General features: G+C 71.6%; 12 protein-coding genes. 4 read left to right on the forward strand and 8 right to left on the reverse strand.

Annotated elements, in window-relative coordinates:
• The first annotated feature begins 2 nt into the window (after positions 1-2).
• The 4 genes from KIH74_RS33880 to KIH74_RS33895 all read left to right on the forward strand — a co-directional run bounded on the left by KIH74_RS33880 (position 3) and on the right by KIH74_RS33895 (position 6,295).
• A complete protein-coding gene (locus KIH74_RS33880; RefSeq protein WP_214160524.1) occupies positions 3-3,056 on the forward strand; it encodes an alpha-mannosidase in 3,054 nt (1,017 codons plus the stop codon).
• 79 nt (positions 3,057-3,135) lie between these two features.
• The gene (locus KIH74_RS33885; RefSeq protein WP_214160525.1) at positions 3,136-4,518 is read left to right on the forward strand and encodes an extracellular solute-binding protein; all 1,383 of its coding nucleotides are present in this window, start codon (positions 3,136-3,138) and stop codon (positions 4,516-4,518) included.
• Positions 4,515-5,402 carry a carbohydrate ABC transporter permease gene (locus KIH74_RS33890; protein WP_214160526.1) on the forward strand — a complete coding sequence of 296 codons (888 nt, stop codon included), beginning with the start codon at positions 4,515-4,517 and terminating at the stop codon, positions 5,400-5,402. Before KIH74_RS33885 ends, KIH74_RS33890 begins: the two co-directional genes overlap by 4 nt.
• Positions 5,399-6,295 (forward strand): carbohydrate ABC transporter permease, encoded by an 897-nt coding sequence (locus tag KIH74_RS33895; RefSeq protein ID WP_214160527.1) that lies wholly within the window; start codon positions 5,399-5,401, stop codon positions 6,293-6,295. The genes KIH74_RS33890 and KIH74_RS33895 overlap by 4 nt, the downstream gene beginning before the upstream one ends.
• On the opposite strand, the gene KIH74_RS33900 is transcribed toward KIH74_RS33895, so the two are convergent.
• The 8 genes from KIH74_RS33900 to KIH74_RS33935 all read right to left on the reverse strand — a co-directional run bounded on the left by KIH74_RS33900 (position 6,285) and on the right by KIH74_RS33935 (position 16,478).
• Positions 6,285-8,051: an ABC transporter ATP-binding protein gene (locus KIH74_RS33900; protein WP_214160528.1), complete on the reverse strand. Its 1,767-nt coding sequence runs from the start codon at positions 8,049-8,051 to the stop codon at positions 6,285-6,287. The two genes, KIH74_RS33895 and KIH74_RS33900, sit on opposite strands and share 11 nt — an antisense overlap.
• Positions 8,048-9,616, reverse strand: a complete 1,569-nt coding sequence (locus tag KIH74_RS33905; RefSeq protein WP_214160529.1) for an ABC transporter transmembrane domain-containing protein — start codon at positions 9,614-9,616, stop codon at positions 8,048-8,050. Before KIH74_RS33905 ends, KIH74_RS33900 begins: the two co-directional genes overlap by 4 nt.
• Before the next feature lie 81 nt (positions 9,617-9,697).
• Positions 9,698-10,723, reverse strand: coding sequence for an ArsR family transcriptional regulator (locus KIH74_RS39090; protein ID WP_214160530.1), 1,026 nt, complete (start codon positions 10,721-10,723; stop codon positions 9,698-9,700).
• A gap of 11 nt (positions 10,724-10,734) precedes the next feature.
• On the reverse strand, positions 10,735-11,721 hold the full coding sequence (locus tag KIH74_RS33915) for an ABC transporter ATP-binding protein (RefSeq protein ID WP_214160531.1): 987 nt from the start codon (positions 11,719-11,721) through the stop codon (positions 10,735-10,737).
• Complete coding sequence (locus KIH74_RS33920; protein ID WP_308114074.1) at positions 11,721-12,533, reverse strand: ABC transporter permease; 813 nt, start codon at positions 12,531-12,533, stop codon at positions 11,721-11,723. Before KIH74_RS33920 ends, KIH74_RS33915 begins: the two co-directional genes overlap by 1 nt.
• A complete protein-coding gene (locus KIH74_RS33925) occupies positions 12,526-13,338 on the reverse strand; it encodes an ABC transporter permease (RefSeq protein WP_246573729.1) in 813 nt (270 codons plus the stop codon). Before KIH74_RS33925 ends, KIH74_RS33920 begins: the two co-directional genes overlap by 8 nt.
• A 114-nt stretch (positions 13,339-13,452) precedes the next feature.
• Entirely contained in the window at positions 13,453-14,289 is an 837-nt protein-coding gene (locus KIH74_RS33930) for an LmeA family phospholipid-binding protein (protein WP_214160532.1), read from the reverse strand.
• On the reverse strand, positions 14,286-16,478 hold the full coding sequence (locus KIH74_RS33935) for an MMPL family transporter (protein WP_214160533.1): 2,193 nt from the start codon (positions 16,476-16,478) through the stop codon (positions 14,286-14,288). Before KIH74_RS33935 ends, KIH74_RS33930 begins: the two co-directional genes overlap by 4 nt.
• Positions 16,479-16,584 lie beyond the last annotated feature (106 nt).

Consider the following 16,584-nt stretch of genomic DNA (forward strand, 5'->3'; position numbering starts at 1 on the left):
CTATGCATGACGACCGTGTGCACACCGAACGACGGATCCGCCGCATCCTGGACGAGCGCCTGCGCCCGGCGGTGCACGGCGCCACCGCCCCGCTCACCCTGGAGTTCTGGCAGGCTCCCGGTGAACCCGTCCCGGTCGACGAGGGCCTGGCCGCCGGCTACCGGCCGGCCGCGGCCGGACAGGTCTGGGGCCCGGTCTGGGCGACCACCTGGTTCCACCTGACCGGCACGCTCCCGTCCGGCTGGGCCGGACGCGAGGTCGAGGCCGTGGTCGATCTCGGCTTCTCCACCACCGGCCCGGGGTTCTCCGCCGAGGGCCTGGTGATGCGCCCAGACGGTTCCCCGGTCAAAGCCCTCAACCCGGACTCGATCTGGGTGCCGATCACTGCCGCCGCCACCGGCGGGGAACCGGTCGACCTCTACGTGGAGGCCGCCTCCAACCCGGACCTGTTCGGCGAGGGCTGGGGTGTGCCGCAGGGCACCGGAACTCTGGTTGGAGACATCGAAACCGCCGACCGTGAGCCACGTTACCGGGTACGCCGGGTCGAGCTCGCGGTGTTCGAGCGGGAGATCTGGAACCTCGTGCTCGACATCGAGGTGCTCGACCAGCTGATGCACGAGCTGAGCACCGACGAGCCGCGCCGCTGGAACATCCTGCGGGCGCTGGAGGCGGCGCTCGACGCGATCGACCTGCGTGACGTCGCGGGAACCGCCGGAGCCGCCCGGCGGGCGCTCGAACCCGCGCTCGCCGCACCGGCCGTCGCCAGCGCGCACCGGGTCAGTGCTGTGGGCCACGCCCACATCGACACCGCCTGGCTGTGGCCGCTGCGCGAGACCGTCCGCAAGGTCGCCCGCACCGCCGCGAACGTCACCCAGCTGATGGACGACCACCCCGAGCTGGTGTTCGCGATGTCGTCGGCGCAGCAGTGGGCCTGGATGAAGGAACACCGGCCGGCGGTCTGGGAGCGGATGAAGGAGAAGGTCGGCACCGGGCAGTTCGTGCCGGTCGGGGGCATGTGGGTGGAGTCGGACACCAACCTCCCCGGTTCCGAGGCCCTGGCCCGCCAGTTCGTGCACGGCAAGCGGTTCTTCCTCGACGAGTTCGGCATCGAGACCGAAGAGGTCTGGCTTCCGGACTCTTTCGGATACACCGCGGCCCTGCCGCAGCTGGTCGCGCTCTCCGGCTCGCGGTGGTTCCTCACCCAGAAGATGAGCTGGAACCAGACCGACAGGTTTCCGCACCACACGTTCTGGTGGGAGGGACTGGACGGCACCCGTGTGCTGACGCACCTGCCACCCGTGGACACCTACAACTCCGACCTGTCCGGCAAGGACCTCGCCCACGCCGTGCGCAACTACGCCGAGAAGGGAATGGCCAGCCGTTCGCTGGTCCCGTTCGGCCACGGCGACGGTGGTGGCGGGCCGACCCGCGAGATGGTCGGCCGGGCCAGCCGCCTGGCGAACCTGGAGGGTTCGGCCCGGGTCGAGATCGAGCCTCCGGCAGACTTCTTCCGCAAGGCCCTCGAAGACCACCCGGCACCGTCGGTCTGGGCCGGCGAGATGTATCTCCAGGCTCACCGCGCCTGCTACACCACGCAGCACGCGATGAAGGCCGGCAACCGCCGCAGCGAGCACCTGCTGCGCGAGGCGGAACTCTGGGCGGCCACGGCGACCGTGCGCACCGGGGCCGGCTATCCGTCGGAGCGGCTGGACGCGATCTGGAAACGCGTGCTGACGAACCAGTTCCACGACATCCTGCCCGGCTCGGCCATCGCCTGGGTGCACCGGCAGGCCCGGGACACCTACGCGCAGATCGCCGCCGAGCTGGAGCAGATCATCGGCGAGGCACAACGGGCTCTGGCCGGAAACCCCGCCTCCACAGACGTTGTCACGTTCAACGCCGCACCCCACGCCCGATCCGGCGTCCCGGCCGGGGGCGGTGCGATTCTGGCGGCCTCGCCGGACGCGCCGGTCGTGCTGTCGCACAACGACATCGGGACCGTGCTGGACAACGGGCTGGTCCGGGTCGTCGTCGACGGGCGTGGACTGCTGACGTCCGTCATCGACGCCGCCACCGGCCGCGAGGCCGTCCCGCCGGGAGAGGCGGCGAACCTGCTCCAGCTCCACCAGGACCTGCCCTACGAGTGGGACGCATGGGAGGTCGACCGGCACTACACCGCCCAGGTCACCGACATCACCCAGGTCGACTCGCTGACCAGCGGGACCCGTGAAAACGGGGTGGCCTGGATCGAGATCGCCCGCACCTTCGGCGCTTCCCGGGCCACCCAGGTGCTCTCGCTCGCGCCCGGCGCCCGGCGGGTCGACGTGGACACCGAGGTGGACTGGCAGGAGTGCGAGAAGTTCCTCAAGGCCGCCTTTCCGCTCGACGTGCGGGCCGAGGTCTCCACCGCCGAGATGCAGTTCGGCTACGTGCGGCGGGCCACGACGACGAACACCACCTGGGAACGCGAGCAGTTCGAGATCCCCGCTCACCGCTATCTGCACGTGGGAGAACCCGATTACGGCATCGCCGTCGTCAATGACTCCACCTACGGGCACGACGTTTCCAGAACCGTGCGTGGGGACGGCGGAACGACCACGACCGTGCGCCTGTCCCTGCTGCGGGCCCCCCGGTTCCCGGACCCGCACACCGATCTGGGCGTCCACCGTCTGACCTATGCCCTGGTGCCGGGCGCCACGCTGCTGGACTCCACCCGGGAAGGGCACTGGATCAACCTGCCCGCCCGGACGGTTCCCGGTGACCGGGCGGTCGCTCCGCTCGTCGAGATCGACGAACCCGGAATCGTGCTCAGTGCGGTCAAACTCGCCGAGGATGACAGCGGCGACCTGGTCGTGCGGGTCTACGAGTCTCTCGGCGTACGGCAGCGCACCGCGCTCCGGGTGGACGCCTCGTTCGGTTCCTGGGCGGTCGTCGATCTGCTGGAGCGCCCCCTCGACCACCCGGCGGCATCGGTGCGGGAGACCGGGCGGACCGGCGAATTCACCGTCTCACTGCGCCCTTTCCAGATTCTGACCCTGCGCCTGCGCCGGCCCTGAAACCGGGCCCCCGCCCTTGCTGTTGCCCCCTTCCGCTCCGCCCTTCCATCCGACGATGACGTCAGGTCCGGAGGCCCAGATGAGCACCAGTCCTCGCCCACCCTTCACCCTCACCCGCCGGGCGCTGCTCGGCGGGTTCGCCGGAACCTCGGCCGCCGCGGCCCTGACCGCCTGCGGCGGCGGATCCGGGAGCTCGGGCAAGAGCGTCAAGGTCGTCTTCCAGCAGTTCGGCGCCTCCACCGTGCAGGCCGACTTCCTGGCCGGCGTCAAGAAGGAGTTCGAGGCCGCGAACCCCGGTGTCACCGTCGATTTCGAGCCGATCAAGGCCGGCGAGAGCGACTACTACACCAAGCTCCAGCTCCTCATGCGCTCCCCCAGGACGGCACCGGACGTGGTGTACGAAGACACCTTCCTGATCAACTCCGACATCGAGGCCGGCTACCTCACCGCCCTCGACGACCGGCTCGGGTCGTGGAGCGACTGGCCGCGGTTCCTGCCCGCCGCCAAGGCCGCGGCCAAGGCCCTGGACGGCAAGACGTACGGCGTTCCGGACGGCACCGACACCCGGGCGCTCTGGTACAACAAGGACCTCTTCGACCAGGCCGGCCTGCCCACCGACTGGCAGCCGGCGACCTGGGACGACGTGCTCACCGCTGCCCGCACGATCAAGTCGAGGCTGCCGGGCGTCATCCCGCTGAACGTCTACACCGGCACCGGTGTCGGGGAGGCGACCACGATCAGCGGTTACGAGATGCTGCTGTACGGCACGGGCGAGAACCCGCTGTTCGACCCCACCGCCCGCAAGTGGGTGATCGGCAGCCAGGGAGTCGTCGACGTCCTCACCTTCTACCGCACGCTGTTCTCCGAAGGACTCGGGCCGGACATCAAACAGGCTCTTTCCACCGACTTCTCGAACACCACCAACCAGAAGCTGATCCCCGGCGGCGAACTCGCCATCTCACTCGACGGCTCGTACGCCTGCGGGACCTGGCTGCCCACCGGAGCCACACCCTGGAAGGAGTGGTCCGAGGTGATGAGCGTGGTCGGCATGCCCACGCAGCACGGCGACGGGCCCCCGGTGAGCATGTCCGGCGGCTGGACCTACGCGATCCCGGTCAACGCCCAGAACCCGGACCAGGCCTGGGAATTCATCAAGACCGTGACCAGCCGCAAGAACGAGACGACCTACGACGTCAACGCCGTGCAGATTCCCGTGCGCTCCGACGTCGCCGCCGACCCGGAGTTCGTCGCGGCCAACCCGACCAACGAGTTCTTCGCCGGCCTGGTCGAGAACACGCAGTACCGGCCGGCCTACGCCGTCTATCCACGAATCTCCACCGCCATTCAGCAGGCCACCGAGGCCGTCTGCACCGGCGACCGCACCCCGCAGCAGGCCGCCGCCGACTACGACGACGCGGTGAGGGACGTGGCCGGTGACGACGTGATCGAGGCGACGTCGTGACGACCGCCCAGCTGCAACGCCGCCGGGCCGTGGTGCGCGGCCTGCCGCTGGCCCCGGCGGTGGTGCTCCTGACGGTGTTCCTGGCCGGCCCGATCCTGTACTGCCTGTACTCGGCGTTCACCGACATGGCGCTGACCGGGTCGAGCGGGGCGTCGTTCGTCGGTCTGGACAATTTCCGGAAGGCCTTCACCAGCAGCGACTTCGGCCGTGCGCTCGGTTACACCCTGTTCTTCACCATCACCTCGGCGATCATCGGGCAGAACCTGCTCGGGATGCTCCTCGCCCTGCTGATGCGCGCCGGTGGCGCTGTGGTGCGCACCGCCGTCAGCGCCGTGGTGATCGGTGCCTGGGTACTGCCCGAGGTCGTCACCGGCTACCTGTGGCTGGCCTTCCTCGGCGACGGCGGGCCGCTGAACCAGATCCTCGGCGTGCTGCACCTGCCGGGCCAGGACTGGCTCTACAGCCAGCCCATTCTGGCGGTCTCGCTGGCCAATGTCTGGCGTGGCACGGCGTTCTCTATGCTGGTGTACTCGGCGGCCCTGTCCGAGGTGCCGCGCGAGATCGAGGAGGCCGCGACGATGGACGGCGCGGGCACCCTGCGCCGCCTGGTGAGCGTCACGATCCCCATGGTGCGCCGGACGATCGCGACCAACCTCATGCTCATCACCCTCCAGACGCTGTCGGTGTTCGGGCTGATCTGGACGATGACGCGTGGTGGCCCCAGCGGAGCGAGCACCACTCTGCCGTTGTACGCGTACCAGCAGGCTTTTCAGCTGTCGCAGCTCGGGTACGGCACCGCCCTGGCCCTGCTCCTGCTGGCCCTCGGCGGGGTGTTCTCACTGGTGTATCTGCGGGTGCTGCGGCTTGAGGAGGCGACCCGATGACCGCCGGAACCGCCCAGCAGCGGCCGTCTTCCACGCCCACGCCATTGCGCGAGGCCCGGCACAGCGCGGTCACCCGCGGGCCGGCCGGGAAGGGCGCCGCGAATCTCGCCCTGCTCGCGGTGGGCCTGGCCTTCGTCGTCCCGATGGTCTGGGTGGTCGCGGCGGCGTTCAACGCAACCGCGGGGCTGTCGGTGTCCTGGCCACGGCCATGGACCTTCGACAATTTCCGGGCGGTGCTCAATGTCGAGACGACGTACCGCCCGGTGCTCAACGGCCTGGTGCTGTGCGGTGGGGGCACCGTGCTGACGATGATCGGTGCTGTGCTGGCCGCATATCCCCTGTCGCGCTACCGGTCTCGCTGGAACCGGCCGTTCCTGCTCACCATTCTCTTCGCGACCGGCCTGCCGATCACCGCGATCATGGTGCCGGTCTACGGGTTGTTCGTGCAGATCGACCTGATCGACACCGTACCGGGAACCGTCCTGTTCATGGCGACCAGCGCGCTGCCCATCTCGATCTGGCTGACCAAGAACTTCATGGACGGTGTGCCGATCGAGCTGGAGGAGGCGGCCTGGACCGACGGTGCCTCACCCATGCAGGCCCTGCGGTACATCATCCTGCCGCTGATGTGGCCGGGCATGTCCGTCGTGGCGATCTACACCTTCATCGGGCTGTGGGGAAACTTCTTCGTGCCCTTCGTGCTGCTGCTGTCGAACGACCGGCTCCCGGCGTCCGTCAGCATTTTCACGTTCTTCGGGCAGTACGGCGAGATCGTCTACGGGCAGCTGGCCGCCTATTCGCTGCTGTACTCCCTGCCCGCACTGGTGCTCTACCTGTTCCTGGCCCGCCGGCTCGGGGGCGCCTTCGCCTTCGGTGGCGCGGTCAAGGGGTGAGGGGCCGGGCAGGCTGCGGCGACCATGCCCGCCACAGCTCCGCGTACCGCCCGCCCCGTTCCAGAAGCTCCGCATGAGAACCGATCTCGACGATCCGGCCGCCGTCCATCACGGCGATCCGGTCGCAGGCCCGGGCCTGCGACAGACGGTGCGCCACCACCACGGCCGTCCGGTTGTCCAGCAGCGCCAGGGCCGCCTGCTCCAGGTCGCGGGCCCCGGCACTGCCGGCCTCGGCGGTCGCCTCGTCCATCACCAGCAGGGGCGGATCCCGCAGCACCAGCCGGGCCAGGGCCAGGTGCTGGGTCTGCACGGGGGTCAGCAGGTGCCCGCCGGCACCGACGAGCGTGTCCAGGCCGCCGGGCAGCGCGGCCACCCAGCGCTCGGCGCCCACCCGGGCGAGGGCGCGCCACAGGTCGCCGTCCGGCGTGCCGGGACGGGCGAGCAGCAGGTCGTCGCGCAGGGTTCCGGCGAACACGTGGGTCTCCTGCGAGACCATCGCCACCCACTCCCGCAGCCGCTCCGGTTCCACCTCGCCCACGGCGATCTGCCCGTGATCGTCACCGAGACAGAGAGTTCCGGCCGTGGCCGGGAAGAGACCGGCGAGAAGGCCCGCCAGCGTGCTCTTCCCGGCGCCACTGGTGCCCACGACCGCCAGCGACGACCCGGCCGGGACGTCCAGATCCACCCCCGCGACCACGTCGTGCACGCCGTCGTAGGAATGCCGCACCCCGCGCAGCCGAACCCGCACGCCGCCGTGCGGGAGTGGCGCCTGAGGGCGGACGCGCGGGGGCACCAGGGTGACCCCGACGATCCGGGCGAGCGCGGCGCCGGCGCGCTGCACCTCGTCGAAGGATCCCAGCAGCGTGCCGAGCGGGTCGAACAGGCGGTGGAACAGCAGTGCCGCCGCCGTCACCGCCCCGACGGTCACCAGATCGGCCCGCACCAGCCAGAATCCGGTCACCAGGATCGAGCTCAGCCCGGCCGCCTCGGCCGCGTTCATCGACTTCGACAACCACAGCGACACCCCGACCGTGCGCAGCCGCACCTCCAGGCTCTGCGCCGAGGCCCGCTCGATCCGGTCGGCCTGGAGCGCCGCCATCCCGTAAGCCGTTACGGTGGGACGTCCTTCGAGCGACTCCAGCAGCACCTGGCCCCGCTCGGCCGCCGCCCGCCGTTCGCTCGCGTACAGAGCTCCCGCCCGGGCCAGGTAGCGGCTCAGCCCGAACCAGTAGATCGGCAGCACCACCGCGAACGCGATCGCCAGCCGCCAGTCCAACCCGGCGACCGCCCCCACCGCGACCAGCACCGTCGTGAGGGCCGTGGACGCCTGCGTGATCAGCGGGACGGCGGCCACGAACGTCTCGACGTCGTCGGTGACCCGCGCGGTGATGTCGCCGCTGCCGGCCGATTCCAGCAGCACCGGTTCCAGGCCCAGCGCCCCGGTCATCGCCTGCTCGCGCACGTCGGCCGCGATCAGGGCGCCCAGGCGGGCCGTGGCCCGCTGAGCCAGGGCCGTCACGACCGCCCCGAGCACCGCGACCAGGCCGGTCAGCACCAGCATCACCGGCAGGGAGGAGGACCGGCCGAGCCGTACGTCGTCCACACACCGGCCCAGCAGCATCGGCAGGGCGACGATCCCGGTGCTGGCCAGGAACGTCCAGCAACCCGCGAGCGCCACCTCCCGGCGGTGCCGGGCCGCCGAACGGCGCAGCCCGTTCCAGGTCTGGCGGCCGGTGGCCACCGGCAGGGCGCTCATCGCCGCACCGCCTCACGGTAGCCGGGCCGTTCCAGGAGCGTGGCATGGTCGCCGACCAGTCGATCCCCGTCTGCGGTGGCGAAAACCACTCTGTCGCAGCGCATCAGCAACGCCGGTGAACTGGTGACGACGACCGTGCCGTGCCGGGCCCGGCCGCGTGCCTCCCGCAGTCGCCGGGCGATCGTGTCCTCGGTGACCGCGTCCACCGCCGTCAGCGGGTCGCGCAGCACCAGCACCGGCGGGTCGGCGGCCAGGGCCCGGGCCAGCGCCAGGCGCTGCCGCTGGCCGCCGGAGAGGTTCGCTCCCCCACCGGTCAGCGGTCCCGCGCCCAGGCCGTCGGCCGCGGCGGCGACCAGGGCCCGCTGCGTCCGTTCCGGTGGCGTCGCCCGCCCGGTGTCCAGGGCCGCCTCCACCGAACCGCCCAGCAGGTAGGCCGCCGGCGGCTCGGCCAGAACGTGCTGAACCGCAGGGTCCTGGGACGGGTACCGCGCGGCCAGGACGTCGTCCACCATTCTCTGTGCCGCATCCGCATCGGTGGCGACGACGCCGAGCATCTCGCCCTGCGCCAGTCCGAAGTCCCACCCGACGGGCAGCGAGCCATCGTCCACCGAAAGCGGTTCCTGATCAGAGAGATACGGCAGAATCCGGGCGGCACTGGCCCGCGACACCGTGATCTTCTGCACCCCGCTCGCCACCCGCTGCACCGGGTCGGCGACGAACGAGGCCATGGCGACCACGGTGATCAGCTCGCCCACCGTGATCCGGCCGCTGCTCGCCATCCGCCCGGCCAGCACCGTCGTCGTCACCACCACGGCGGCCGTGGCCACCAGGCCGGCCCCGGTCACCACCGCGGACGCGGTCGCCGCGTCCAGGGCCGCCTGCCGCGAGCGCCCGCTGACCAGCCGGTACCGGCGTGCCGCCTCGCCGATGCCGCCGAGGGCCCGCACCGGCCGCAGCGCTGCCACCAGCTCGGCGGCGAAGGCCGCCGCCAGTCCCGCGCGGTGCTGCTGCCGGGCGAGCCTGCGCTCCAGCCAGGGCGTGATCCGGTCGATCCCGGCCATCAGCAGCGGCACCACCAGGGCCAGTCCCAGCCCCAGGGCCAGATCCACCCGCACCAGCACGACCACGGTGACCGCGAGCCCGGTCACCCCGGACAGGATCAGCGAGACCGCCGGAAGCACCCCGGCCACCGCCGCGACGTCCGCGGTCAGCACGGACATCAGCTCCCCGGCGGGACGCTCGTACCCGGTCGCCGGGCGGCCCAGGATCCGGCCGGCGGCGCGCACCCGCAGGGTGTGGGCCTCCCGCTGGAGCGCCGCGGCCAGGATCCAGAACTGCACACCGCCGCCCAGGGCCAGCGCCACGAACAGTCCGAGGACGCCCGCCACGGCGAGCCCGAGGGTGGCGGGGGAACCGCCGTCGACGGCGTGGTCGACGGCCAGCCCGATGGCCAGCGGGACCAGCGCCTCGCAGCCCTGGTGGGCCATGGAGGCGCAGCCGCCCAGGGTCAGGGGCCGGGCGCGACGTCGGACGACGTCCAGGAGCAGGGTGTTCTCGGGGCGCATTGGGTAGGGACCTCGCGTCGATCACGGTCAGGAGTGATCGAACGGTAGGCAGCGGTCCGGGTGGGCGGCATTGATTCGGCCCTACCCGAATCCGCCGTCCTGCGTGGGCGAGCCGAGCAGCGAGAGCAACGCGGCCCCGGCCGGTTCCAGCTCGTACAGCACCCGGCGGCCGGAACGCCTGCGCCGGACCAGACCGGCGGCCAGCAGCCCGGCCAGGTGCTCGGAGACCGTGCTGGGCGCCAGCTTCAGCTCCTGGGCCAGGCCGGTCGTGCTGGAGGGCCGGCGCAGGGCCAGCAGCACGGCGGAGCGGGCGGGGCCGAGCAGAACCGTCAGCCGGTCGGGTGGGGACGACGAGGGCGGGCGCGCGGCGAGCAGTGCCTGTCCCGGGGCCTGGTAGGAGATCGACTGGATGTGCGGATGGTCGGTCGAGACCATCGAGGTGTTCCCGGCGAAGATCAGCGGGATCAGCAGCAGCCGCTGGTCGACCGCCACGAGGGTGGACTCCTTGCGGTGCCGCGGGAAGCTGAGCACCGGCGCCTGCCAGACCTGCGGGCCGTGCAGGTCCAGCAGCAGCGCGTCGGCGCCCTCGGTGGCCAGTGCCCGGGCCCGGCGCAGCACCTCCTCGTCCAGGGCCGTGCGCATCGCCGGCCAGTACGGTTCCACGGCCAGCTGCCAGTAGGTCGCGAAGGCGTCGGCCAGGCGGGCGAAGGCGGCCTCCGGCTCGCGCTCGTAGACCTGAAGGAAGGCGGGAATGCCTTCGGGGTAATGCTTCCCGAACTGCTCGCGCATCACGGCCGGTTCGGTGCGCCGCAACAGGCCGAGCTCGGTCTCCAGGTCAGGCAGGGCCTGCTCGGGCAACGGGGTGAACACGTCGGGGGTGGGGCGGCCGTGGTCCTTGCCGTACAGGTCGCCGTACAGCCGCAGCGGCGCCGTGCCCGGTTGCGTGCGCAGCACCTCCCGGGCCCGGTCGGCCCAGTCGGTGTACGGCCACGGCACCGCGACCGGGTGCCGGTGCAGGAGCTCCAGGCTGCGGATCATCTCGAGTAGAGGGCTGATCGTGATCCGCGTGCGGGCCCGGGTGATCTCGTCGAGATGGATCCGGATCACGTGCTCACCCGTCAGCGCCCACGGCTCACGTACACCCGCCGCACGACGTCCTCGACGTCCGGCTCCTCCACCGAGAGGTCGCGCACCGCGGCCTGATCCGACACCGCCGCGAGCAGGGCCGCGGCCGTGGTGACCTCCGGGTCGAAGGCCAGGCGCTGACGCAGGCCGTCGGCCTCGCTGCCCAGGTGCTCGGCGTGCGGCAGGCCGTGCAGGTCCGGTGTCGGGGCGGTCAGGTCCACCACCAGCACCCGGCGCATCGCTACCGTCTTCGACAGCCCGGCCAGGGTGCCGTCGTAGGCCAGGCGGCCCTGGTCGACCAGCAGGATCCGCTCGCACAACCGGCTGACGTCGCCCATGTCGTGCGTCGTCAGCAGCAAAGTCGTTCCGTGCACGGCGCGTTCGGCCAGTAGGAACTCCCGCAGCCGCTGCTTGCTGACCACGTCCAGGCCGATCGTCGGCTCGTCCAGCACCAGCAGCTCCGGCGAGTGCAGCAACGCCGCGGCCACCTCCCCGCGCATGCGCTGGCCCAGGGACAGCTGACGCACCGGGGTGGCCAGGAACTCCCCCAGCTCCAGGTGCTCGACCAGCTCGGCGGTGCGCTCGTGCTCGCGGTTCTTGCTGAGGTCGTGCACGGCGGCGAGGATGCCGAACGACTCGGCCAGGGGCAGGTCCCACCACAGCTGGGAGCGCTGCCCGAACACGACGCCGAGCCGGCGGGCCAGACGACGGCGCTGCGTCACCGGTTCGAGCCCGCAGGTGCGGGCGGTGCCGGAGGAGGGCACGAGGATGCCGGCGAGCATCTTGATGGTGGTGGACTTCCCGGCGCCGTTGGCGCCGATGTAGCCCACGGACTCTCCTGCCGCGACGTTGATCGTCAGGTCCTCGACCGCGGTGACCTCTTTGCTGCGCAATCCCTTGGTGCGCACCCGGAATCGGCGGGTGAGCGACTCGGTCCGGATGACGGGTTCGCCGGTGGACGGGGTGGACGGGCCGGGCATCAGCCTCCGCCTCCTTGGTAGTGCCGGGTGCCGGTGCGCCAGGACAGCCAGGCCAGGCCGCCCGTCCACAGCGCCGCCACCGGTGCCAGCCATCCGGCCCAGGTGGGCAGGTGCCAGGGGGCGGGCAGGCCCAGCAGGGTGAGGGTGGGCAGGTAGCCGGCGAAGGCCATCGGGACGGTGAAGCCGAACAGGGCGATCAGCGGCCGGTTCCAGACCGATCCCGGCTGGGTGGAGGCGTAGCGTCCGCCGTAGACCACGCTGTTGGTCATCTCGGCGGCATCGACCAGGAAGAACTGCGCGCCCGAGGCCGCCACGAAGGTGCCGGTGGAGATGGCGGTTCCGGACAGCAGGCTGAGCAGGACCAGCAGGACGCTGCCCGGGGTGAGCGGCACGTGGTTGGCGATCAGGGCGCCGGTCAGCACGGTGAGCCCGACCATCACCCGGCTCACCCGCCGCAGGCTGATGTCGCTGGTGATCAGCTGGGCCAGCAGGGGCTGGGGGCGCAGGCAGAACACGTCGAAGGTGCCGGCCCGCAGGTACTGCGGCAGCGTGTCGAGGTGCCCGACCAGCAGGTCGGCGATGCTGAAAGCGGTGTCGGCCAGGCCGAACACGAGCAGGGCGGTGGTCAGGTCCAGGCCGCCGATCCCGTCCACGGACCGGTAGAGCACCCAGACCTCGGCCAGTTCCACCAGCCCGATCAGCAGCGAGGTGACCAGGTCCAGGCCGAAACTGGCCCGGTAGCTGCTCTGGGCGCGCACCCGGGCGCCGAGCATTGCCCGGTAGGGCCGGACGAACGACGTGCGCTCAGCCACCCTGCACCTCCAGCCGCCGGCGCCCGGCCCGGGTGACCAGCTGGCCGACCGCGAGTGTCCCGGCGATCCAGGCCAGCTGCACGAGTACCGCCTGTGCCGCCGGGATGCCGCTCAGGCGCCCGGACAGCACGTCGATCGGGGTCTGGAGCATGCTGGGGAAGGGCGTGGCCCTGGCCACCGCGAGCAGCCAGGCGGGAAACAGCGTGACCGGCACGAACAGGCCGGCCAGGAATCCGGAGAGGATCATGTAGGCGGTCTGGAGCCCACGCGTCTCCAGCATCCAGAACCCGGCGACGGCCACCAGATACACCGTCAGGAAGGACAGCGTCACCCCCGAGACGACGCTGACCACGCCCAGCCCCAGGGTCACCGGGTCGACCGGCAGGCGCATGCCGCCGACCAGCATGCCGAGCAGGATCAGCGGGACGGCCCGGGGCAGCAGCGCGAACAGCGCCCGGCCGACCTCCTGGGCGGTGGTCACGGTCTGGAGATCGACCGGGCGCAGCAGGTCGACGGCGATGCTGCCGTCTTTCATCCGGGTGGCGAGATCGCTGCGACCGGACAGGTTCACCGACCCCAGCAGCGCCTGGGACAGCCAGGTGTAGGCGGCGATCGACGCGGTGTCGTAGCCACCGATGCTCCCGCCTCCGGCGTGCACCGCCGCCACCAGGATGCTGGCCTTGAGAAAGCCGAAGGTGGCGTTGGCGACCAGGCCGCCCAGCGCGGCCGCCCGGTAGCGGGAACCCCGTCGCCAGCCGGCCAGGAACATCCGCCGGTGGATCCGGAACCACACCCGAGCGCGCATCGTTGCGGGAGCTTAGCCGCCGGGCGGCAAATCACGCGAATGTTTTCTGGTCAGGGACGGCAGGTGCCGGACGTCCTCGGTACCTGCCGACCCTGCCAGGCCGGCGTCCCAGCCTCACCCCAGGCACCCTCCCCCGTTCCCCCGCTTCCCCAGCGCATCCGGGGCGACGGCCAGATCGACGCCCAGCCCGGCATCGCCACCCGAGACCGCTTGCAGGGTGACGCCTTCCGGCAGGTCGAGGTCCACCGTACGGGGGTCGAGCGGATTGCCCGCCCCGGTGCCGAGCCGGCCGGCCAGACCGGCGAGCAGGGACGCCTGCACCAGGCGGTCGCCCACGGCGACGGTTTCGGGGGTCAGCGTCAGGGAGGTCCCGTCGACCTCCAGCCGCATGAGTACTGTCAGCGGGGCACCGAGCATCCGCTGCTGGAGCGTCACCGCCAGCAGACCGTCCTGCCAGCCGAACGTAGCTCCCGACAGTGCCTGCGCGGCATCGTCTTCAGCGTCGCCGGCGGAGCCCAGCCGCTCGGTGAGGGCGTCCCATCCGATCGTCGCCGACGCGGTGGCCGATCCGACCGTGACAGGACGTCCGGGCCCCACGTCGTGCAGCGTCAGGTCCACCTCGCCCGCGCCGAGCAGATCGGCGGCCCGGCCGGCGGTGCTGATCGACGAAACCGGCAGCCCGTCGATCGTGACCGTGCCGAACGATCCCGAGACCAGTTGCAGCAGAACCGGTGTGCGACCGAGGGACAGCTCCGGGGCGATGGAATCGTCCCCGGTCGCGCAGCGCAGGGCGGTCGTGATCCGGCTCTCCGCACGCCGGGCGATGACGACGTCGGCCACCGCCGTCAGCGCGATCAGGAGCACCAGCACGACCACGGTGACCAGAACCGGGCGCCGCCAGGCGGCGCCCCGACCGGGCCGGGCCACCCGCAGTCGCGGACCGCCCCTCATGCCCGCGAGGCGGCGGACTGGAACGACGCCGGTTCCTGGTCCACGGCAGGCAGTTTCGCGCCCTCGACGTCCAGGTTCGGCAGAATCCGGTCCAGCGGCCGGGGCAGCCACCACGCCCGGCTCCCGAGCAGGGTGAGCACGGCCGGCACCAGCGTCAGCCGCACCACGAAAGCGTCCACCAGCACCCCGAAGGCGAGCGAGAGGGCGATCATCATGATCGTCGGGTTGTCGCTGAGCGCGAAACTGGCGAAGACACCGATCATGATCAGGGCCGCCGCCACCACGACCCGCCCGGACGCCTGGACCCCGGCCAGCACGGCACCGCGCGCATCACCGGTGTGCGCGTGACTCTCGTGCATGCCGGAGACCAGGAACACCTCGTAGTCCATGGCCAGGCCGAACAGCACCGACATCAGGATGATCGGCATGAAGCTGATCAGCGGCCCGGCCTCGTCCACGCCCAGCAGGCCCAGGCCGTGGCCCCACTGGAACACGAACACGGTGAAGCCCATCGCCGAGCCGATCGACAGCAGATAGCCCAGGGTGGCCTTGATCGGCACCGCGATCGAGCGGAACACCATCATCAGCAGCACCAGCGACAGGCCCACCACGACCACGGCGTAGGGCACCAGTGCCGCCGAGAGCCGGTCGGACAGGTCGATCTGGATCGCGGTCTGCCCGGTGACCTGCGTGTCCGTACCGGTCTCGGACAGGATGCCCGCCTCGGCCTCACGGATCGCGGTGACCAGCTCGGTGGTCGCCGGGTCCCGCGGGCCGGTGGCCGGCACGACCTGGACCACCGCCACCGAACCGTCCTGCGCGTAGGCGGCCGGGATCGCGGCGGCGACCCCCGGGATCTCCTTCAGCCGGGCGGCGACGGCCTGCGCCGACCTCTGCGGATCGTTGTGCCCCTCGGTGTCGGCGACCACCAGCAGCGGGCCGTTCACGCCCGGCCCGAACTCCTCGGCGATCAGGTCGTAGGTCTTGCGCTCGGTACTGCCGGCCGGTGACGTCGACTTGTCGGGCAGCGCCAGTTCCATGTCGGCCGCCGGCACCGCGACGGCGCCCAGGGCGAGCACGCAGACCGCGATGGTCAACCATGGACGACGCGAGGTGAGCGCCACCCAGCGCCGGCTGGCGTTCGCGACGCCGGGCCGCGAGCGCCGGTACGCACGTGAGCCGGGCGCGGGGCGCATCCGCTCGCCGGCGAACCCGAGCAGGGCCGGCAGCAGGGTGAGGGCGACCAGGACGGCTGTGGTCACGGTCGCGGCGGCGGCCGTGCCCATCACCGTGAGCATCGGCACCTGGACGACGGACAGGCCCAGCAGGGCGATGACCACGGTCACCCCGGCGAACAGCACGGCGCTGCCGGCGGTCGCGGTGGCCCGGGCCACCGACTCGGCCACGGGCAGGCCCTGGGCCAGCTGGCCGCGGTGCCGGGAGACCAGGAAGAGGGCGTAGTCGATGCCGACGGCCAGGCCGAGCATCAGCGCCAGGGTGGGGGCGGTGCTGGAGACGGTGAACACGTGCGAGAGCGCGTAGAGGCCGCAGATGCCGACGGCGACCCCGATCAGCGCGGTCAGCAGGGGCAGGCCGGCTGCCAGGAACGAGCCGAAGGTCACCAGCAGCACCACCAGGGCGATCGCCAGTCCCATCAGCTCGGTGACGTGACCGGACTCGCCCGTCCCGGAGTACGCCTGGCCGCCGGTCTCGACGGTCAGCCCGGCGTCGCGGGCCGCCGAGACGCTCTGCTCCAGGCCGGGCACGGCGTCCTCGTCCAGTTCGTCGGACTCGACCGCGTAAGAGACGCTCGCCAGCGCGGTGGAACCGTCCGCAGAAACGGTCTTACCCTGGAACGGGTCCGAGACCGCCACCACCTGAGGCGCTTTCCCGGCCGCGGCCAGAGCCTGCTGCACCGTCTGCCGGTTCTGCGGGTCGGTGATCTTCTGCCCGCCCGGGGCCCGGAACACGATCTGGGCGCTGGTGCCGGCGGCTGACGGGAGCGCCTCGCCGAGGTCGTCCATGGCCTCCTGCGAGCTGGAACCCGGCAGCGTGAACGCGTCGTCGAGGTTGCTGCCCAGCCGGCCGGCCGTGCCCCCGGCCACCAGAAGGATCAGCAACCAGCTGACCAGAACGAGGAGCCTTCGCCGGTAGGCGAACCGGCCCAGGCGGTACAGAGCGGATGCCATGTCTGACCTTCGGTCTCACACCGGACGGCTCTCGCCCGGTGCCAGACATCCGACCCCGCGCACTCGACGGTCCGCCGACGTGGAACCTGACGGTCGGCTGACGGTT

It is taken from the genome of Kineosporia corallincola (assembly GCF_018499875.1).
GTDB classification, from domain to species: Bacteria; Actinomycetota; Actinomycetes; order Actinomycetales; family Kineosporiaceae; genus Kineosporia; species Kineosporia corallincola.